We start from the raw sequence: 17,879 nt of genomic DNA on the forward strand, positions 1-17,879 counted from the left end.
AGGGAGCGAAGAGTGACCGATCGTCCAGACACTCAGGGATTTCAGACCAATGAGGATGATATACGCCTTATTGAGAAAATTTTCGCTGATTTAGGGTCAGCTTTCGCTGAGCATGACGCCGCGAAGTTCGACGAGCGGTTCACCGCGGATATCGTCTTCACGGCAGTGAACGGTACGCGGTTCTATGGCTGGGAGAAGATTCACGCGTATCACAGCGAGCGCCTGACCGGGCATGCAGAGGGAATCAGTACCTGGTACGAGATCGAGCGCATCACCTTCCCGACCCCGGACGTCGCCGTGGTCTTCTTCCGGCAGCCCATCGTCGTGTCAGAACACAAGCGTGCCAATGTAGGAACGTGGGTGCTGGTGAAGAGGGAAGGACAGTGGTGGATTTCCGCTGGCCAAAACACAGGCGTCGCCGTAACTGAGTGACAACTCGCGCAGGTTGTCGGCACCGTAGGCCAGGGTGCTCAGCTAAAGAATCCCAGGTCGAATTGCTTCCGACCTGGGATTTTGTGCCGCTGGCCTGGCAGGCGGGTCAGCATCGCCAGTCAGCGAGGATGTCGTCCGAGATCCACAGCAGGTCGAGCGGGGTGGTGTACAGGTCCGTGGTGGTGGCGGCGAGGCCGGTGCGGGTGGGATCGAAGCCTGGTCGGCGGAGGCGGCGCGGCGTAGGGATGCGGACAGGTCGTGGGCATCGAAGGGGGTGCCCAGCCGCTCGACCGAGTCGACGAAGCGGGGCCTCGCGAGCCACCGGTGCGCGGTCCACGCCGCCCCAGGTTGAGCTCCGGGTCGAACTGCCCTTGCCACCAGCCGCCTGAGCGCCTCGACCCTTGCCCGGGGCAACCGGTCGGAGAGCACGGCCGGTTCGTAAGCTTCCCAGCCCGACCAGCAAGATCACGATCTACAGCTGGAGTACTAAGATGTTTTCCGGCCTTGAGGTCGGCTTTTTCGCTGGTCAGGCATATGGGCAGTGATTCCGTGGGAGTCGTGGCCTGGCCTAGCTGACCGCGGCCGAGCAGGAAGGGGAGGGTGGTCGATCGCCCGCAGGGGGGTCGATACGGTGCTGGCTCCGGATGACGGCGGCACCGCCGACACGGAGGACGTCCCGGCTCCGCGGGATGCGGGCGGGCCGTCTGCGCCCACGGGATTCGGCTAAGCCGAAGTCGCAGGTGCCGGTGTGGCTTGAGGGCCTTTCCTGGTCAGTGCCGTCGCTGGGCTATCAGCGCATCCTGCCGGCCCTCGCGGACCGTCTCCTGGCTCAGTCAAGGGCCGCTGACCTGCCAGGAGATGCCGCGTGTTCGGCATGGTGGTGGTGCCGGCGCGGATGGAGGCAGTGTGGTCGGAGGCGAAAGTCAAAGGCAGCCACATAAGCCACGGCCGACAAGACGGCTTCGGCTCTGGGTGAGGCTGTGGCCCGGGCAAACGCAGCCTATGTGGTGGACCTCTTAGCTGCAGCACGGGCCGTCATGGCGTTGGCGGCCGCATTCAGCCGGGCGAGGTGTGCGCGTCGTGAGACTTCCCCTCCGAAGGACCGCCAGCCGTAGAGAGACGCCAGGACCTCAGCCACGGCAGCGATGGCTGCAGACGCCCCCGCCATGACGCGTGCCATGAGTGCAGGGGGAGGGGCAACCAATCGGCCCCGTGTCTGCGTGGCCGTGATGGCGCATTGCTCGGACCAGAGTTCAAAGACTTGGGCCAGACGAGCGCAGAACGTGGCGATGGCAGCCAAGCAGCCGTAGGCAAAAATCAACCCGCCGATGATGCGTTCAGCGATGCCAGGGGGCGACGCACCGTCGGACAAGGGTCGCCCCATGACCTCGTAAACGACGGCTAAGCCCGTCGTGGCGGCGATCATGGCCGAGGCAATCAGGGGGCTGCGAGGTCCTCGTAGTCGTCAGTCTCGTCGTCGTCCTGATCTGGACGTCGTTCCGGCGATGGTCGATTGTTGGAGGGCTTCTTGCTGTAGGGCGGGAGAAAGATCTGCCATATGCCGCCGTGGACATTGCCGCCCACGAACGTGCCGGAGCCGTTGTGCTGTTCTCGGTGCTCAGCGTCCCCCATGTGACGCCCCGCCATAGTTGAAGGTCATGTCGCCCTGAACGTCACCGCCGATGAACGTTCCTGTGCCGGTGTTGTACTCGTTCCACACCTTCGAGGTGGCAGGCCCGGCCAGTTCGTCGACCTCACTCAAAGCGTCGCGGTGCTCAGCGAGGTACGACGCGATGAGTTCTGCCCACGCGTTCGTCGCCATGGCCAGAGTGTCAGCACCCGGCGAGGCGAGTTGGGCGGCGGTTTCATCCACAGCCTGCGCGGCTGCTCTCTGCTGCTCCGGGGTGGCACGGCGGAAGAAATGTGCAACTGTGACCCGTACCTTCTCGGCACCCGAGGCGGCGATGGCGGCAACGAGCGTGCCGGCCGCACCGGTTGCCACGGCCATGAGTTCGGTCTCATGCATGATCGAGATGTTCTCCCCCGTTCGTGGTGAGTGCCCCAGCAGATAGCTACTGTCGCTACCGACCATCCGGGCCGACTCCCGAACTGAGGTCCCGATACCGCCACGCAGTCGACGGAGTGGCGGCCGAAACGAGCTTGCGCCGACGTCCCCTTCAAGCCATCTCTGCGTAAGGCGTGCGACCACGCGCCTCTTCACCCACTCGGTGACGATCTGTGAAGCCCCCGATCCCGTAGGTGTCCTTCCAGTGGCAAACCATACGAACGCCCGCAGGATGAGGCGCGGTCGCGTACGGAGCACGAGGGCGATCTCCTTCTTCGCGCAGATCGGCCGCAAGAGCGTGCGGTAGATCACCTTCTCAGGGCCGCTCGCCCAACGCGAGCGTGTGGCCGACCTCGAACCACGACAGCCACGCCAGCCGGGAGGCGCCCGTTTCCCCGACCCTTGCGATCAAGGCGGCCGAGGAGCGCGTGAAGAGGTCGTCGCCACCACCGACCTGCCTCGGCCGAGGCGAGACGACGGCGTCCCGCCCGGACCGTTATGACAGTCGTTATAGGCGGGTGTAGCCTGACCGCCGTCTATAACGACTGTCATAGGAGGACGTCATGACGATCATCACGGTGAACGCCCCGGAGGGCCGCCTGAGCCGGGAGCAGCGCCGAACGCTGGCCGAGACGCTGACGGACGCGGTGCTCGTGCCGGAGGTCGGGCGGTTCGCCCCGGCCGCGCGGGCCGGGTTCCAGGTGCACTTCGTCGAGCGCGCGGCCGGCATGATGGCCATCGGCGGGCGCCTCCTCGCCGACATCCGCCCGGACCCGGATACCGACGCCGACGCCGACGCCAACGTCATGGTGATCGACGTGACGGTGATGGACGGGGACTGGCGCCAGGAGGTCCGGGCCGAGGTCATCGAACGCGTCCTGGCCGCGATGGCCGACGCCTGCGGGCTCCCCGAGCCTTCACCGGCCTGGTGGGTCACGTTCCGCGTGATCGACGAGGGCAGCTGGGGATCGCGCGGCGGCGTGCTGTCCATCCTCTCCCTCCTCGACACCGGCGTGTTCACCGAGGAGAAGGCCGAGGCCGTCCGCGCCGCACTCGGTACCCGACCCGGGCCGGTCAGCGCTTGATCGCGCCGGCGATGAGTGCCTGCAACTGTTCCGCGGTGTCGTCGAGCGGCTGCGCGCTGCGCTTGGCGCGGCACATGGCGACCGTGCCCTCGACGGCCGCCACGACGAGTGTCGCGAGCTGCGCGGCCTGTTCCGCCTCGGTGCCGTGCTCGCGCAGCGAGGCGGCCAGCAGGGCCTCCCACTGGGCGAACACCTCTGCCGCGGCAGCCACAGCGGGCGGGATCTCGTCGGCCGGAGGCTCTTCGATGGCCACGGCCAGCACGGGGCAACCGGCGTGGAAGTCGCTCTCGACGACGATCCTGCGCCACAGGGCGAGGAACGCTCGTAGCCCTTCGACGGGCCCCGACTCCAGCTCCTTGCGCAGGCTGCGGGCGACCCATTCGCCCGTGTACCGGACGGCTTCGGTGGCCAGCTGCTGCTTGCCCTCGGGAAAGTAGTGGTACGTCGAGCCGAGCGGCGCCTTGGCGTGCTTGGCCATCTCCCGGATGCTCGTGGCGCTCAGACCGCGCCGACTGATCATGTCGGCGGCCCCGGCCACGATCCGCTCACGCGACGGCGCACTTCGCTCGGCCACTTGTGCACATCCCCTCTGGCTATAACGGCCGTCATAGTCTACCGTGGCCACTCGTTATAACGACTGTCATAGACAGAGACCGTCGGCGAACCGTGGGCGCCGACGAACAGTGGCTGTCGACGATTCGAGGAGCTGCCATGCCGATGATCAGGCTGACCGTCCCGACCGGTGCCCTCACCGATCAGGGGCGCACGACCGTCCAGCGCGACCTGGCCGCCGTGCTGCTGCGCTGGGAGGGCGCGCCCGACACCGCCTTCTTCCGCGCTCAGGCGTGGAGCTACCTCGTCGAACTGCCCGAGGGCGCCCAGACCACCGCCGAGGACGACGAACCGCGCTTCCTGGTGGAGGTCGTCGTCCCGCAGGGCGCCCTGTCCGAGCGCCGCAAGGCGGGGCTGGTCGAGGAGGCGACCAAGACCGTCCTGGGCGCCGCCGGCCTCGGCCCGGACGACACGCTGCGGGTGTGGGTGCTGGTGCACGAGCAACCCGACGGCACCTGGGGCGCGGGCGGTTCCGTCGTCCGGTACGCCGATCTGGTGGCACTGGCGAAGGGGCAGCGCACCGATGCGTGAACTGACCTACGTCGCCAAGCGCACCGTCGCATGGCGAGAAGCACCCGACCCCAGGATCCAGTCGGACGGCGAGGCGATCGTCGCGCCGGTGGCCGCCACCCCGTGTGACGTCGACTCCGCCATCCTCGCCGGGCACGGCTTCGTCGAGCCGCCCTTCGCCCTCGGCCACGAGTGCGTCGCCCGGGTCGTGGAGACCGGCGACGCCGTCACCGGCGTCGCGCCCGGCGATCTCGTGGTCGTCCCCTGGTCCGTCAACTGCGGCGACTGCGACCGCTGCCGGGCCGGCCTGACCGCGCACTGCACCGCCGTGCCCTACATGGCGATGTACGGCGCGCCGATCGGCGGTACCTGGGGCGGGCTCTTCTCCGACCTGGTGCGCGTGCCCTACGCCGACGCCATGCTCGTACCCCTGCCCACCGGCCTCGACCCGGTCGCCATGGCCTCCGCCAGCGACAACTGGTCCCTGGCCTGGCGCCTGGTCGCACCCCACCTCGAGGCCCGGCCCGGAGCGCGGGTGCTGGTCGTCGCCCGCGGAAGCATCGGCCTCTACGTGTGCGACATCGCCCGCGCCCTCGGCGCCTCCGAGGTGCTCTACGTCGACCCCGCCCCCGAACACCGCGAACTGGCCCGCGCGTTCGGGGCCGCCAGCGCCGAGACGCTGGAGGCGGTCCCGCAGGGCTTCGACATCGCCGTGGAGGCCACCGGCCGTGTCGACCAGCTCGGCCTGGCCGTCAAGTGCCTCACCCCGGAGGGGATCTGCGAGAGCGCCGGAAACCACTTCCGCCCCGGCGAGCTGCCCCTGCTCGACATGTACCTCACCGGCGTCACCCTGCGCGTCGCCCGCGACAACGTACGCGCCCACATCCCCGACGCCCTCGCTCTCGCCGCCTCCGGCAAGGTCGCCCCCGAACGGGTCGTCTCCCACGTCATCGACTGGGAGGACCTGCCGGCCGCGCTGCCGGAGAAACACCTCAAGCCGGTCTTCGTCCGGTCGGATGTCTGACCGCCCCTGTTCCCCGGGGGCGGGAGGGCTTGTCTACGATCGGCCGCCATGGACTGGCTGGAGCGCATCGCGAACCTGAGGCAGTGGACCAGGAGCGGAACCCGCGCTCCGCACAAGCCGCTGCTGCTCCTGTACGCCCTCGGCCGGTTCCAGCGGGATGCGGAGGACGGCCTGCGCTACAGCGCGGTGGAGCAGGATCTGCAGCGGCTCCTGACCGAGTACGGCCCGCCGAACAAGACGACTCCCGCCTATCCCTTCCACCACTTGGTCAGCGACGGCGTATGGGAAGTGCGCACCGATCGCGGGCCCGGCAGCCCCGGGAGCGGGGTACGGGACCTCCGGGAGACGGGCGCCGTCGGGCAGTTGACGCCGGAGCTGAAAGCGGCACTGCGCCGGGAACCGGAACTGCTGGGGAGAGTCGCGCGATTACTGCTCGACCTGCACTTCCCGCCCTCTCTCCACGGCGAACTGTGTGAGGCCGTCGGCCTGGAACCGGAACCGGGCGAGCTCCAGCAGCCGGCCGCGCCGCGCCGGCGGCGGGACCCGCGGATGCGGGAGCTGGTCCTGACCGCCTACGAGTACCGGTGTGCCTTCTGCGGCTACGACGGCAGGATCGGCGCGGTGCCGGTCGGGCTGGAAGCCGCCCACGTGCGCTGGTGGGCCTTCGGCGGCCCCGACGCGATCGAGAACGGGTTGTGCCTGTGCTCGCTGCATCACAAGCTCTTCGACAAGGGCGTCCTCGGCGTGGGGGACGATGAGCGCATCCTGGTCTCACAGCGCTTCATCGGCCACAGCCCCGCCGCCCGCGAGTACGTCGTAGCCCTGGCCGGCCGCCCACTCATCGGCCCACAGCCCGGCGTGCGCTCTGTCGCCGCGGCTCACCGCGCGTGGCACACCCGCCAGGTCTTCCACGGCGAGCCACGCCCTGCGGGCTTGTACAGTGGCTCGTGAATTTCGAGCTGGAATTCGAGCCAGCGGGAGAGAAGCGTGCGTGAGTCCGTGGTGCCCGGCGCCGCCGCCTGTCCGCCGTGATCCTGCGCCGCCGACCCGACTCCCGACCCGAGTCCTGACGCGCGTCCGATCGCGTCTGTCGGCTCCGTCCTGAATCTTCCGGCCCGTGAGCGGGCCGATCGCGGGAAGCCTGACCGGCCTTCCGCCCCGTATTCCGCACGCCTCGTCCTGTCCGGGGATGTGCCCGAGCACGACAGGTTGCTGTTTCCTTGTCTTCCTCCGTACTGCTGTCCCCCGCCGCCCGGCTGCGCGGCCTCAAGCCCGACTGGCTGCGTGATCCGAAGGTCTGGCGCACCGAGGTGCTGGCCGGCCTGGTGGTCGCGCTCGCCCTGATCCCCGAGGCGATCTCGTTCTCGATCATCGCGGGCGTCGACCCGGCGATCGGCCTGTTCGCCTCCTTCACCATGGCCGTCACCATCGCGGTCGTCGGCGGCCGCCGGGCGATGATCTCCGCCGCCACCGGCGCCGTCGCCCTCGTGATCGCTCCCCTGAACCGCGACCACGGCTTCGGCTACCTCGTCGCCGCCGTGATCCTGGCCGGTGTGTTCCAGATCGTCCTCGGCGCGCTCGGGGTGGCCAAGCTGATGCGGTTCGTGCCGCGCTCGGTGATGGTCGGCTTCGTGAACTCCCTCGCCATCCTCATCTTCATGGCGCAGGTGCCGGAGATGACCGGCGTGCCGTGGCCGGTCTATCCGCTGCTCGCCGCCGGCCTGGCGCTGATGGTGTTCTTCCCGAAGATCACCACCATGGTCCCGGCGCCGCTGGTGTCCATCGTCATCCTGACGGTGATCACCCTGGCGGCCGGCATCGCCGTGCCCACCGTCGGCGACAAGGGCGAGCTGCCGTCCTCCCTCCCCGTGCCGGGGCTGCCGGACGTGCCGTTCACCCTGGAAACGCTGACGATCGTGGCCCCGTACGCGCTCGCCATGGCGCTGGTCGGGCTCATGGAGTCCCTGATGACGGCCAAGCTGGTCGACGACATCACCGACACCCACTCCTCCAAGACCCGCGAGTCCGTCGGACAAGGCGTCGCCAACATCGTCACCGGGTTCTTCGGCGGCATGGGCGGCTGCGCCATGATCGGCCAGACGATGATCAACGTACGGGTGTCCGGCGCCCGCACCCGCCTGTCGACCTTCCTCGCCGGCGCGTTCCTGATGGTGCTGTGCGTCGTCTTCGGGCCGGTCGTCTCCGACATTCCCATGGCGGCGCTGGTCGCGGTGATGGTCATGGTGTCGGTCGCCACCTTCGACTGGCACTCCATCGCGCCGAAGACGCTGCGGCGGATGCCGGCCGGGGAGATCACCGTCATGGTGGTCACCGTCGCGTGCGTCGTCGCCACCCACAACCTCGCCATCGGCGTCGTCGTCGGCTCGGTCACCGCGATGGTCGTCTTCGCCAAGCGCGTCGCCCGCCTCGCCGACGTCACCGCCGTCACCGACCCCGACGGCTCGACGGTCGTCTACCAGGTGACGGGCGAGCTGTTCTTCGCCTCCTCCAACGACCTCGTCGGCCGGTTCGACTACGCCACCGACCCCGACAGGGTCGTCATCGACCTGTCCGCCGCGCACATCTGGGACGCCTCGTCCGTCGCCGCCCTGGACGCCGTCGAGACCAAGTACGCCCAGCGCGGCAAGACCGTCGAGATCATCGGCCTGAACGAGCCCAGTGCCCGTATCCACGAGACGCTCAGCGGCGAACTCGCGAACTGACCGGCAGCCACTGCCCACGGCCCCGGCCGTCGCCCCCTCAGGCCAGGAACTCCGCCAGCAGGCGGTTGAGTCCGGCAGGCCGCTCGGTGGGGATGGAGTGGTGGGAGGCGCCGGGCAGGATGACGACGCTCGCGTCGGGCAGGAGCCGGCGTGCGGCGGCCGCTGTGCGTGGCACGTCGTGAGCCCGGCTGTGTTCGGCCAGGAGCACCAGGGCCGGAACCGTACAGGCCCTCAACTGCGCTGCCCTGGGGCGTCGCATGGTGACGACCTTCGAACGCCGGGCGCTGGCGGTGCTGTCCAGGAACGCCCGCCACACCGGGTCCTCGGGCGTGCGGCCGGTCTCCCACCGGTGGAAGGCCCGTATGCGCTCCACGGTGGGCTTCAGCAGCATCGGCAGTCCGTGCATGAGGTACCGCGCCCTCATGCCGGCGAAGCAGTTGGTCGGGTCGAGCAGCGCGAGTCTGCCGAGCCGGTGGGGCGCGTGCAGCGCGTAGTTCAGGGCGATCCAGGCGCCGTAGGAGTGGCCGCACAGATGGGCCCCGTCCAGGTCCAGCCCGTCGAAGAGCGCGTCGAGCCATGCCACCAGGTCGGCGGCGCCGCGCAGGGGCGCCCCGTCGTGCACGCTGCGGCCGATGTCGCCCATCAGGTCGACGGCGTACACCCGATGGGCGGGGGCCAGGGCTGCGACGGTGGCGAACCAGACCACCGAGGTCGATCCGCCACCGGGCAGGAGCACGACCGGAACGCCGTCCTCAGGGCCGCAGACCTGGACCCGGGTGCTGCCGTAGGGGGACGGGACGTCGACGCTGTGGACCTCGACGGGCCACTGCCGCAGGACGGCGTCGTACGCCGCGAAGAAGACCGCCTCGTCACCATGGCCCCCCGTCTCACCCATGGACTCCACCTCACCCATTGGACCCCCGCCTTATGATTACTCGGTCATCGATAATCTCGACTGTCGAGATATTACGGGAGTGAGAGCGTGGACGACCAGGATCCCGGTCTTCAACTGGTCCATCTGCTGCGCGCCGTCACCGTGGAACTGGACCTTCTCGCTGCCGAGTTCGCCGGCCGCGAGGGGCTTCATCCCACGGATGTGCGCGCACTGATCCACCTGCTGGACGCCGGCCGGGAGGGCGTGCGGGCCACCCCCGGATGGCTCGGAGCGCAGCTGGGTGTGAACTCGGCATCGACCACTGCCCTGGTCGACCGGCTCGAGCGGATGGGACTCGTGCGCCGGGAACGGGACACCCGCGACCGCCGGCGGGTGCTGCTGGTCGTCCAGGACGAGGCCGTCGCCCTGGGCTGGTCGTTCTTCGGGCCGCTGATCCACGAGATGGTCGGCGAGATGCGGTCCTTCGAGGAGGAGGAGCTGGCAACGGTGCGGCGCTTTCTGCAGACCATGCGCGATGTGGCCGCCGCCCGGCGCCGGGCCCAGCAGGACGGCTCCGCCGGACGGTGAGAACACGGGCGGGATGAGCCGGCCCCGGGAAGGGCAGTACGTGTACGGGGCCGGGCAACTCCCGGGCTCTGCTGCCGACTTGGGGGGAATGGTCATGCGCGATCTCAGGGACGCGATCGAATCGGTGGAGCAGCTCGCCACGGTGTGGCGGGTCATGGTGCTCGACCGGGATCCGCAGGCGGACGTCCGCGATCTGCCGGGGATCGCCGTCCGCTGGGCCGACTGCCGGTTCGCCTTCTGGAACTGCGTGACGCTGACCGAACCCGGCACCACCGCCGGGCTGCTGAAGCAGCGGCTCGACGAGGTCGCGGAGGTCATGCGGGCGAAGGAGCACCCCGGTTTTCTGTGGGTCTTCGAGGACCTGCTGGACGACGAGGCACGCGCGGGGCTCGGGGACGCCGCCGAGCGGGCCGGGCTCGTGCACGCCTTCGCCGGGACGGGCATGGCGGGGGACCTGCTGCCCCTCCCCGAACCCGCCCACCCCGACCTGACGTTCGTACGCGTGACGACGGACGAGCAGCTGCGCGCCTTCGCCGACCTCAACTCCCGTGCCTACGGCTTCCCGCTCGAGGAAGGCCGTGACGGTCTCGGCCGCTCCTCGCTGTGGAAGAGGCAGGTGCACGCCTACCTGGGCGTGCGCGCCGACGGCACTCCCGTCACCTGCGCCGCCACCGTCGAGGCCGACGGCCGCCTCTTCGTGCTGCTCGTCGCGACCGATCCGGCGTGGGAGCGCCGGGGATACGGGGAAGCGGTGACGCGCAAGGCCCTGCACGAGGGCGGGCGGGCCACCGGACTGACCCGGGCGACCCTGCACGCCACCGCCGCCGGAGCGCCCGTGTACCCGCGCATCGGCTTCGAGGCGAACTCACCGATGCGGTTCTTCGCCCTCGAGGATTGATCAGCCGGTTCTTCCAAGGGTGCGCATGTCACTCGCGCATGTCACTCGCGCACCTGCTCGCCGCCCCGCTCCCCCTCGTCCCAGCCCCTGGCCCGGGCCGCCGGAGCGGTCGTCGCCCGCGGGATCACATACGTCGGCAGGACGACGTGCCGCTCGTGATCCGCCCCGTCGTCGTCGATGAGCTTGAGCGCCAGTTCACCGGCCTGCCGTCCCATGTCCGACGGTGACTGGGCGACCGTGGACAGGTCGAACCAGTCGGCCAGCGGCTGGTCGTCGAAGCCGAGCACGGAGATCCGCTCGGGTACGGCGATCTGCGTCTTGCGCAGGTTCCAGATGAGGGCGACGGCGACCTCGTCCTGCTCGGCGAAGACGGCGGTGGGCGGCTCGCGCAGGCTCAGCAGCATGCCGAGCACCTCGGCGGCGGCGCGCTTGTCGCCGACCCGCGTGGACACCACCAGGTCGTCGTCGAGCGGGACACCCGCCTCGGTGAGCGCCTGCTGGTAGCCCAGCAGCCGTTCGTTGGAGCTGAAGGAGAAGCCGCTCGCTCCCGCCGTCTGGACGAAGGCGATCCGGCGGTGGCCGAGGTTGAGCAGGTGCCGGGTGCCGTGCAGGGCACCGGCCACGTCGTCGACGTAGATGCTCGGGCGTCCTTCGACGTGCCGGCTGACGTAGATCACCGGCATGCCGAGGTCGTCCAGCCGCGCGGTCTCCTCGTCGGTGAGGTCGAAGGAGAACACCAGGAGCGCGTCGGCGTTGCGGCGTGCCGGGAGGTGCTCGAAGAACGCGGTGCGCTCGGCCAGGTCCGGGACCTCGTAGACGTTCAGCTGCATGCCGGCCGCCCGCAGCAGCGGGGCCAGGCTGGACAGGGCGGACCCCATGAACCAGGAGTTGAGGGTCGGGACCAGCACCGCCACCGTCCCGGTCCGGCCCGTGACCAGGCTCGCGGCCTGCCGGGACACGGCGAAGTTCAGCTCGCGCGCGGCCTTCTCGACGCGGGCCCGCACCTCCGGCGAGACCGTGGACAGGCCGCGCAGTGTGCGCGAGACGGTGGAGGTGGAGACCCCGGCCCGTTCGGCGACGTCGGCCATCGTGGGGTGCCGTTGAGCTGGAGGCATGAGCGGACGGTAGCACAGGAATTCGCCCTCCGGCCTCGGAAATGTGACAGCGCTTTCATGGTGATGTGGCCCGGCCAGCCAGCGGTTATTCCTAGGTAACACATGGACTTCGGCACAGTCCGCCCCAAACTTGCAAGCGTTGTCCCGAGGGGCTCGAAGCCGACCCGGGTCAGTCCAGCCCCCCGCCCACCGTGAACCCGATCACCGTCCCGCCCCCGTCCCGGCGGAACGCGAACGGTGCTCCGCCGTGTGCGAGGGCCACTTCCCGGACGATGGACAGGCCCAGGCCCGAGCCCGGCAGGGAGCGGGCGTCGGCGGCGCGGTAGAAGCGGTCGAAGACGCGGTCGAGGTCCTTGTCGGCGATGCCGGGGCCGCGGTCGAGGACCTCCACGCGGATCGTGCCCGGGCGGGCGGGCCCGGCCACGACGATCTCGATGGGGGTCGTGCCGCCCTGGTCGAACTTCACCGCGTTCTCGACGAGGTTGGACAGCGCCCGGGTCAGCATCCCGGGCCGCCCGTCGGTGGTGGTGTCGCCGCTCGCGCGGAGCAGGATCCGCCGGCCGCTGCGGCGCCGGGCGAGGCCCGCCACCTCCTCCGCGAGGTCGGCGACGTCCACCCGCCGCGGCGGCTCCGTGTCGGACTGCCCGGCCGCGAGGTCGACGAGCTCGTTGACCAGGTCGGTCAGCTCACGGGCCTCCTGGCCGAGATCGGCGACCAGTTCCTCACGGGTCCGGGGCGGGAGTTCGTCGATCCGCCGCAGCAGGGAGATGTTCGTGCGCAGGGAGGTCAGCGGCGTACGGAGCTCATGGCCCGCGTCCTGGACCAGACGGCGCTGGTCCTCCTCGGACTGGGCGAGCCGCCCCAGCATGCGGTCGAAGGCCCGGCCCAGCCGGCCCACCTCGTCGTGCCCGGCGACGGGCACCTGGATGCCGAGCCGGCGCGTGCGGGCGACGTCCTCGGCGGCGTCGGTCAGGACGACCAGGCGGCGCGTGATCCGCCGGGCCAGCCACCAGCCGAACAGGCCGGCGGCGATCACCACGGCGGCCATCAGCAGCAGCGTCCGCCGCTGCAGCGCCCGCAGCAGGTCCTCGACGTCGCTGAACTCCTGCGCGACCTGCACCGCGCCCCGGCCGCCGCCGAGGGAGACGGTCGCGACACGGTAGACGTCGTCGCCCACGTCGACGTCCTTGTGCTCGGCCACCCGCCCGGAGGTCAGGGCCCCGGCGATCCGTACGTCGGCGCCGGTGACCGGCAGTCCGGGGCTGCCCGGGTCGACGACATGGCCGTCCGGACCGAGCACCTGCACATCCGTCCGGGCCGGCCGGACCAGGTCGTGGCCCGGCGCGGCGGACGAGAAGTCGCCGGGCGTCATGCGGTTCTCCCGCACCTCGCCCCGCAGGTCCTGCACGACCTCGTCGAACACGGTCTGCTGGTCCACCCGCACCAGCCGGGCCGCAGCGCTGTACGACAGGATGCCGACCAGGATCGTCACGGCCGCCGTCACCGCCGCGAACGACACGGCGAACGTGGTGCGCAGCGAGACCAGCTTCAGCCGCCGCCCGCCCAGCATCCGGCCGAGGCGGCCCACTCAGTCCTCCCGCAGCACGTAACCCACGCCACGCACCGTGTGGATCAGCTGCGGCGCGCCCGGCTCGTCGAGCTTGCGCCGCAGATAGCCGACGTAGACGGCGAGGTTCTTCGAGCCGGGGCCGAAGTCGTAGCCCCAGATACGGTCGTAGATCGTCGAGTGGTCGAGGACGATGCCCGCGTTGCGGACCAGCAGCTCCAGCAGTTCGAACTCGGTGCGGGTCAGCTCCAGCTCGCGGGCGCCCCGCCAGGCCCGGCGCGCCTGCGGGTCCATGCGGATGCCGGCCGCCTCGATGAACCGCTCGGGGACCGGCCGGGGCGCCTCGGCCGCGGGTGCGGCGCCGACGCCCACCGGGCTGGTGCGGCGCAGCAGGGCGCGCAGCCGGGCGAAGACCTCCTCCACGTCGAAGGGCTTCACCACGTAGTCGTCGGCGCCCGCGTCCAGGCCGGCGATCCGGTCGGCGGTCTCCACGAGGGCGGTCAGCATCAGGATCGGCGTCCGGTCGCCCTCGGCGCGCAGCACGCGGCACACCTGGAGCCCGTCGATGCCGGGCATCATCACGTCCAGGACGAGGACGTCCGGACGGTTGCGGTGGGCCTGCGCCAGTGCCTCGACACCGTCGGCGACCGCCATGACCTGGTAACCCTCCAGGGTCAGGGCGCGCTCCAGGGCGTTGCGGATGGCGCGGTCGTCTTCGGCGAGCAGCACTGTTTGGGACACGCGTCCAGTGTGCCCCGCCGCCGGGTCCGCGGGACCGGATGAGCTGCGCCGGAGCGTCCTTCTTACTGCCCTCTCACCAGGGGCGCGCAACCACGGGCCCGGTGACTACCGTCCTCTCACCCTCGGGCCGCGGCGAGCCGGGCCGCGTGCGTCGGGGCGTCCGGCACATGGGCCGGGCGGCCCTTGGCGAACTCCTTGCGCAGCACCGGTACGACCTCCTCGCCCAGCAGGTCGATCTGCTCCAGCACGGTCTTCAGCGGCAGCCCGGCGTGGTCGACCAGGAACAGCTGGCGCTGGTAGTCGCCGGCGTAGTCACGGAAGGCCAGCGTCTTCTCGATCACCTGCTGCGGGGAGCCGACGGTCAGCGGTGTCTGCGCCATGAAGTCCTCCAGCGACGGCCCGTGCCCGTACACCGGCGCGACGTCGAAGTACGGCCGGAACTCACGGACGGCGTCCTGCGAGTTCCGCCGCATGAACACGTGCCCGCCGAGCCCGACGATCGCCTGCTCGGGGGTGCCGTGCCCGTGGTGCGCGTACCGCGTCCGGTACAGCTCGACCATGCGCCGGGTGTGCTCGGCCGGCCAGAAGATGTTGTTGTGGAAGAAGCCGTCGCCGTAGTACGCGGCCTGCTCGGCGATCTCCGGCGAGCGGATCGACCCGTGCCAGACGAACGGCGGTACGCCGTCCAGCGGGCGGGGCGTGGCGGTGAAGCCCTGCAGCGGCGTACGGAACTTCCCCTCCCAGTCGACGGCCTCCTCGCGCCACAGCCGGTGGAGGAGGGCGTAGTTCTCGATCGCGAGCGGGATGCCCTGCCGGATGTCCTGGCCGAACCAGGGGTAGACGGGGGCGGTGTTGCCGCGGCCCAGCATCAGATCCACCCGGCCGTCGGCCAGGTGCTGGAGCATCGCGAAGTCCTCGGCGATCTTCACCGGGTCGTTGGTGGTGATGAGGGTGGTGGCGGTGGAGAGGATCAGCCGCTCGGTGCGGGCGGCGATGTGGCCGAGCATGGTGGTCGGGGACGACGGCACGAACGGCGGGTTGTGGTGCTCGCCGGTGGCGAAGACGTCGAGCCCGGCCTCCTCGGCCTTCAGCGCGATGGCGACCATGGCCTTGATGCGCTCGCGTTCGGTCGGCGTCCGGCCGGTGGTCGGGTCGGGCGTGACGTCGCCGACGCTGAAGATCCCGAACTGCATGCTCGCTCACCCTCCAGGTTGTTTACCCTTCAACCATACCTGGGGGCCAACAGACAGGTCATCCCGTCCGGTACGGATCCCTGCCGGTCTGCCCGAGCAGCCGCTCGAAGGCCGACGCACCCTCCGCCACCGGCACCGGCTCCGCGAACACACCCGTCGACCGGGCCGTCGGGGCCAGCTCGGCGACCGTGCCGGCGAGCTGCTCCAGGACCGGTTCCATCCCGTCGTCCGCCCGGTACTCCTGGCCCGTGGCCCGGGCCAGGTCCCACGCGTGCACGGTCAGATCGAGCAACGCCATCGAGCCGACCAGCCGCGCGGGCATCTGCCACGCCCCTGCCGTGCCCTCCTCGGCACCCGGCGCCGACCAGGCCGCCACCAGTCTGTCCGCCTCCTCGGCGAACCGCTCCCGCCAGTCCGGTCCCGCGCCGACCCGGTCGGGCGTCGTGGAGAAGTCCGACTCCCCCTTGGCGGCCAGCTTCTGGAACTCCACGACCACCTGGAAGAGGTGGTTGACCAGGCCCTTCACGTCGTAGTCGGCACACGGTGTGGGCGCGGAGAGCGCCTCGTCGGGAACCGCCCGGACCACAGGAACGGCCCGCTCACGCGCCACCGCCAGAAGATCGCCCAGGGTGTGGCTCTTCACTTCACTGCGCTCGGTGTCCATGCACTGACCGTAGGGACGCTCGGGGCCGCCCTTCTTGAAGAAACGCGACGTACGATCCGGCCATGGAGGCACCCCGCCACGACACCCGCGGGATCGTCGACCCGTCCGGGCTGCTGAACCGCGTGCGATTCCGCCGCCACGAGCCCGCCGAGCCGCTGCGCCGGTACGTCGAGTGGTACTGGCTCATCGACTGGGACCTGCCCGCGCCCTACGCCTCCCACATCGTCCCGCACCCCGCCGTCAACCTCACCTTCCAGTGGGACCGGGCGGACGAGGAGGACGCACCCTACGGAGAGGTCACCGGCGTCGCACTCGGCCTGTACACCAGGAAGCTGTCCGGCCGGGGCCGGGTCTGCGGGGCGAAGTTCCGGCCTGGCGGATTCCGGCCGTACGCCCCCGGGGTGCCGGTCTCCCGGTGGACGGGCCGCACGCTGCCCGCCCAGGAGGTGTTCCCGCAGGTCACCGGTGACACCGCCCGCGCGGTCGTCACCCCTGCGGACGACCGCGCCCGGGTGGCCGCCCTCGATGCCTTCCTGCTCTCCCTGCCCTGCGACCCGGATCCGCAGGCCGACCTCGCGATCGACCTCGTCCGGCGCATCCAGGCGGACCGCACCGTACGCCGCGTCGGCGACTTCGCCCGCTCGCGAGGACTGTCGGTGCGGGCGCTGCAACGGCTCTTCTCCACCTATGTCGGCGCCAGCCCCAAGTGGGTCATCCTCCGCTACCGCATCCACGAGGCCCTGGAACAGGCCGGCAGCCGCAGCGACGTCGACTGGGCCGCCCTCGCCGCCGACCTCGGCTACGCCGACCAGGCCCATTTGGTACGCGACTTCACGACGACGGTGGGAGTACCCCCGGCGGCATACGCCGCCGGAGCCCGAGCCGGGCGTTAGGGCACGAGCACCAGGCGCCCCCGCACGCCGCCCTCCTCCAGCCGGGCATGCGCCTTGACGGCATCGTCCAGAGCGAACGTCTCGGCCACCCGCGTCGTCAGCACCCCCTCGTCCACCAGCCGCACCAGGTCCGCCAGCTGCGCCCCGTCGGCACCGACCTCGACCGCATCGGTCCGCACCCCCCGGACGGAGGCGGGCTGGGCCTGCGGGATGACACCGACGTAGCGGCCGCCGTCCCGCACCGACGCCAGGGCCGGCTCACCGAGGACCGCGGCGTCCAGCACCGCGTCAAAGCTCCGGTCCGCGACGGCACCGCCGGTGAACCGCCCGGCCCCCAAGGACCGCACGAGCTCCTCGTCCCCCTCGCGTGCCAGCCCGGTCACCGCTATCCCCCGGTGCACGGCCAGTTGGACGGCGTACCCGCCGACCGCCCCCGCCGCACCCGTCACCAGCAGCGACTGGTCCGACGTCAGCTCCAGCAGATCCAGCGCCTGCACGGCGGTCAGCGCGTTCAGCGGCAGCGTCGCCGCGTGGACGGGATCGACCGTGGCGGGCGCCAGGGCCACTGCGGTCGTGTCCACGACGACGTACTCGGCGTGTGTGCCCAGCGGCTTGGCCACGCCGTAGTCGAGCGCCACCACCTCGTCCCCGACACTCCACGAACTGGCCACACCCACCGCGTCCACCGTCCCGGCGACGTCCCAGCCGAGTCCGATCCTCTTCCCCGCACCCCCGAAGACGCCGGCCCGCACACCCGCGTCCACGGGGTTCAGCGCGGCCGCCGAGACCTTGATCCGCACCTTCCGCGCACCCGGCTCCGGCACCTCGGCCTCCACGACCTGCACGGCCTCCGGGCCACCGAACGAGTTCACCACGACAGCACGCACAGCCACTC

18 protein-coding genes are annotated in these 17,879 nt (G+C 70.6%); 9 read left to right on the forward strand and 9 right to left on the reverse strand.

Annotation, left to right across the window (positions count from 1 at the left end; translation table 11 throughout):
• Nucleotides 1-12 precede the first annotated feature (12 nt).
• Nucleotides 13-432: an SgcJ/EcaC family oxidoreductase gene (locus ACZ3I3_RS07560; protein ID WP_467363302.1), complete on the forward strand. Its 420-nt coding sequence runs from the start codon at nt 13-15 to the stop codon at nt 430-432.
• A 1,618-nt stretch (nt 433-2,050) separates the two neighbouring features.
• Here the strand turns inward: ACZ3I3_RS07560 and ACZ3I3_RS07565 are convergent.
• Nucleotides 2,051-2,458: a hypothetical protein gene (locus tag ACZ3I3_RS07565; RefSeq protein ID WP_467363303.1), complete on the reverse strand. Its 408-nt coding sequence runs from the start codon at nt 2,456-2,458 to the stop codon at nt 2,051-2,053.
• Between the two features lie 602 nt (nt 2,459-3,060).
• On the opposite strand from ACZ3I3_RS07565, the gene ACZ3I3_RS07570 reads away from it, so the two are divergent.
• Nucleotides 3,061-3,582 carry a tautomerase family protein gene (locus ACZ3I3_RS07570; protein ID WP_467363304.1) on the forward strand — a complete coding sequence of 174 codons (522 nt, stop codon included), beginning with the start codon at nt 3,061-3,063 and terminating at the stop codon, nt 3,580-3,582.
• Here ACZ3I3_RS07570 and ACZ3I3_RS07575 read toward each other — a convergent pair.
• Nucleotides 3,572-4,156 (reverse strand): TetR/AcrR family transcriptional regulator, encoded by a 585-nt coding sequence (locus tag ACZ3I3_RS07575; RefSeq protein ID WP_467363305.1) that lies wholly within the window; start codon nt 4,154-4,156, stop codon nt 3,572-3,574. The two genes, ACZ3I3_RS07570 and ACZ3I3_RS07575, sit on opposite strands and share 11 nt — an antisense overlap.
• Before the next feature lie 137 nt (nt 4,157-4,293).
• On the opposite strand from ACZ3I3_RS07575, the gene ACZ3I3_RS07580 reads away from it, so the two are divergent.
• The 4 genes from ACZ3I3_RS07580 (at nt 4,294) to ACZ3I3_RS07595 (ending at nt 8,451) form a co-directional block, all read left to right on the forward strand.
• Nucleotides 4,294-4,725, forward strand: a complete 432-nt coding sequence (locus tag ACZ3I3_RS07580; protein ID WP_467363307.1) for a tautomerase family protein — start codon at nt 4,294-4,296, stop codon at nt 4,723-4,725.
• The gene (locus ACZ3I3_RS07585; protein ID WP_467363308.1) at nt 4,718-5,728 is read left to right on the forward strand and encodes a zinc-dependent alcohol dehydrogenase; all 1,011 of its coding nucleotides are present in this window, start codon (nt 4,718-4,720) and stop codon (nt 5,726-5,728) included. Before ACZ3I3_RS07580 ends, ACZ3I3_RS07585 begins: the two co-directional genes overlap by 8 nt.
• Nucleotides 5,729-5,776: 48 nt before the next feature.
• Nucleotides 5,777-6,679 carry a phosphorothioated DNA-binding restriction endonuclease gene (locus ACZ3I3_RS07590; protein WP_467363310.1) on the forward strand — a complete coding sequence of 301 codons (903 nt, stop codon included), beginning with the start codon at nt 5,777-5,779 and terminating at the stop codon, nt 6,677-6,679.
• Nucleotides 6,680-6,948: 269 nt separating this feature from the next.
• Nucleotides 6,949-8,451, forward strand: a complete 1,503-nt coding sequence (locus tag ACZ3I3_RS07595; RefSeq protein WP_467363312.1) for a SulP family inorganic anion transporter — start codon at nt 6,949-6,951, stop codon at nt 8,449-8,451.
• A gap of 37 nt (nt 8,452-8,488) precedes the next feature.
• Here the strand turns inward: ACZ3I3_RS07595 and ACZ3I3_RS07600 are convergent, their stop codons facing one another.
• Nucleotides 8,489-9,346: an alpha/beta fold hydrolase gene (locus ACZ3I3_RS07600; protein WP_467363313.1), complete on the reverse strand. Its 858-nt coding sequence runs from the start codon at nt 9,344-9,346 to the stop codon at nt 8,489-8,491.
• 87 nt (nt 9,347-9,433) lie between these two features.
• Between ACZ3I3_RS07600 and ACZ3I3_RS07605 the strand changes: the two genes are divergently transcribed.
• Together ACZ3I3_RS07605 and ACZ3I3_RS07610 are read left to right on the forward strand one after the other, a co-directional pair.
• Entirely contained in the window at nt 9,434-9,913 is a 480-nt protein-coding gene (locus ACZ3I3_RS07605) for a MarR family winged helix-turn-helix transcriptional regulator (protein WP_467363315.1), read from the forward strand.
• 94 nt (nt 9,914-10,007) lie between these two features.
• The gene (locus tag ACZ3I3_RS07610) at nt 10,008-10,811 is read left to right on the forward strand and encodes a GNAT family N-acetyltransferase (protein ID WP_467363316.1); all 804 of its coding nucleotides are present in this window, start codon (nt 10,008-10,010) and stop codon (nt 10,809-10,811) included.
• Between the two features lie 41 nt (nt 10,812-10,852).
• Here ACZ3I3_RS07610 and ACZ3I3_RS07615 read toward each other — a convergent pair whose 3' ends face one another.
• From ACZ3I3_RS07615 to ACZ3I3_RS07635, 5 genes are all read right to left on the reverse strand, one after another.
• Nucleotides 10,853-11,899 carry a LacI family DNA-binding transcriptional regulator gene (locus ACZ3I3_RS07615; RefSeq protein WP_467363384.1) on the reverse strand — a complete coding sequence of 349 codons (1,047 nt, stop codon included), beginning with the start codon at nt 11,897-11,899 and terminating at the stop codon, nt 10,853-10,855.
• Between the two features lie 196 nt (nt 11,900-12,095).
• Nucleotides 12,096-13,496, reverse strand: coding sequence for a HAMP domain-containing sensor histidine kinase (locus tag ACZ3I3_RS07620; protein ID WP_467363385.1), 1,401 nt, complete (start codon nt 13,494-13,496; stop codon nt 12,096-12,098).
• 18 nt (nt 13,497-13,514) lie between these two features.
• Nucleotides 13,515-14,234, reverse strand: coding sequence for a response regulator transcription factor (locus ACZ3I3_RS07625; protein ID WP_467363317.1), 720 nt, complete (start codon nt 14,232-14,234; stop codon nt 13,515-13,517).
• 116 nt (nt 14,235-14,350) lie between these two features.
• The gene (locus ACZ3I3_RS07630) at nt 14,351-15,427 is read right to left on the reverse strand and encodes an LLM class flavin-dependent oxidoreductase (protein ID WP_467363319.1); all 1,077 of its coding nucleotides are present in this window, start codon (nt 15,425-15,427) and stop codon (nt 14,351-14,353) included.
• Between the two features lie 58 nt (nt 15,428-15,485).
• Complete coding sequence (locus tag ACZ3I3_RS07635) at nt 15,486-16,091, reverse strand: TIGR03086 family metal-binding protein (protein WP_467363321.1); 606 nt, start codon at nt 16,089-16,091, stop codon at nt 15,486-15,488.
• A 62-nt stretch (nt 16,092-16,153) separates the two neighbouring features.
• On the opposite strand from ACZ3I3_RS07635, the gene ACZ3I3_RS07640 reads away from it, so the two are divergent.
• Complete coding sequence (locus ACZ3I3_RS07640) at nt 16,154-16,984, forward strand: DUF6597 domain-containing transcriptional factor (protein ID WP_467363322.1); 831 nt, start codon at nt 16,154-16,156, stop codon at nt 16,982-16,984.
• On the opposite strand, the gene ACZ3I3_RS07645 is transcribed toward ACZ3I3_RS07640, so the two are convergent.
• Nucleotides 16,981-17,871 carry an NADP-dependent oxidoreductase gene (locus ACZ3I3_RS07645; protein WP_467363324.1) on the reverse strand — a complete coding sequence of 297 codons (891 nt, stop codon included), beginning with the start codon at nt 17,869-17,871 and terminating at the stop codon, nt 16,981-16,983. The genes ACZ3I3_RS07640 and ACZ3I3_RS07645 overlap by 4 nt on opposite strands.
• Nucleotides 17,872-17,879: the final 8 nt, after the last annotated feature.

The sequence above is a fragment of the Streptomyces sp. NPDC016851 genome (genome assembly GCF_055562795.1).

Bases quoted from the DNA above. Each gene is read 5' to 3' on its own strand.
- ACZ3I3_RS07585 (WP_467363308.1), top strand. From the start codon at position 4,718: ATGCGTGAACTGACCTACGTCGCCAAGCGCACCGTCGCATGGCGAGAA.
- ACZ3I3_RS07630 (WP_467363319.1), bottom strand. From the start codon at position 15,427: ATGCAGTTCGGGATCTTCAGCGTCGGCGACGTCACGCCCGACCCGACC.
- ACZ3I3_RS07565 (WP_467363303.1), bottom strand. From the start codon at position 2,458: ATGCATGAGACCGAACTCATGGCCGTGGCAACCGGTGCGGCCGGCACG.
- ACZ3I3_RS07600 (WP_467363313.1), bottom strand. From the start codon at position 9,346: ATGGGTGAGACGGGGGGCCATGGTGACGAGGCGGTCTTCTTCGCGGCG.
- ACZ3I3_RS07620 (WP_467363385.1), bottom strand. From the start codon at position 13,496: ATGCTGGGCGGGCGGCGGCTGAAGCTGGTCTCGCTGCGCACCACGTTC.
- ACZ3I3_RS07570 (WP_467363304.1), top strand. From the start codon at position 3,061: ATGACGATCATCACGGTGAACGCCCCGGAGGGCCGCCTGAGCCGGGAG.
- ACZ3I3_RS07635 (WP_467363321.1), bottom strand. From the start codon at position 16,091: ATGGACACCGAGCGCAGTGAAGTGAAGAGCCACACCCTGGGCGATCTT.
- ACZ3I3_RS07615 (WP_467363384.1), bottom strand. From the start codon at position 11,899: ATGGCCGACGTCGCCGAACGGGCCGGGGTCTCCACCTCCACCGTCTCG.
- ACZ3I3_RS07590 (WP_467363310.1), top strand. From the start codon at position 5,777: ATGGACTGGCTGGAGCGCATCGCGAACCTGAGGCAGTGGACCAGGAGC.
- ACZ3I3_RS07640 (WP_467363322.1), top strand. From the start codon at position 16,154: ATGGAGGCACCCCGCCACGACACCCGCGGGATCGTCGACCCGTCCGGG.
- ACZ3I3_RS07610 (WP_467363316.1), top strand. From the start codon at position 10,008: ATGCGCGATCTCAGGGACGCGATCGAATCGGTGGAGCAGCTCGCCACG.
- ACZ3I3_RS07580 (WP_467363307.1), top strand. From the start codon at position 4,294: ATGCCGATGATCAGGCTGACCGTCCCGACCGGTGCCCTCACCGATCAG.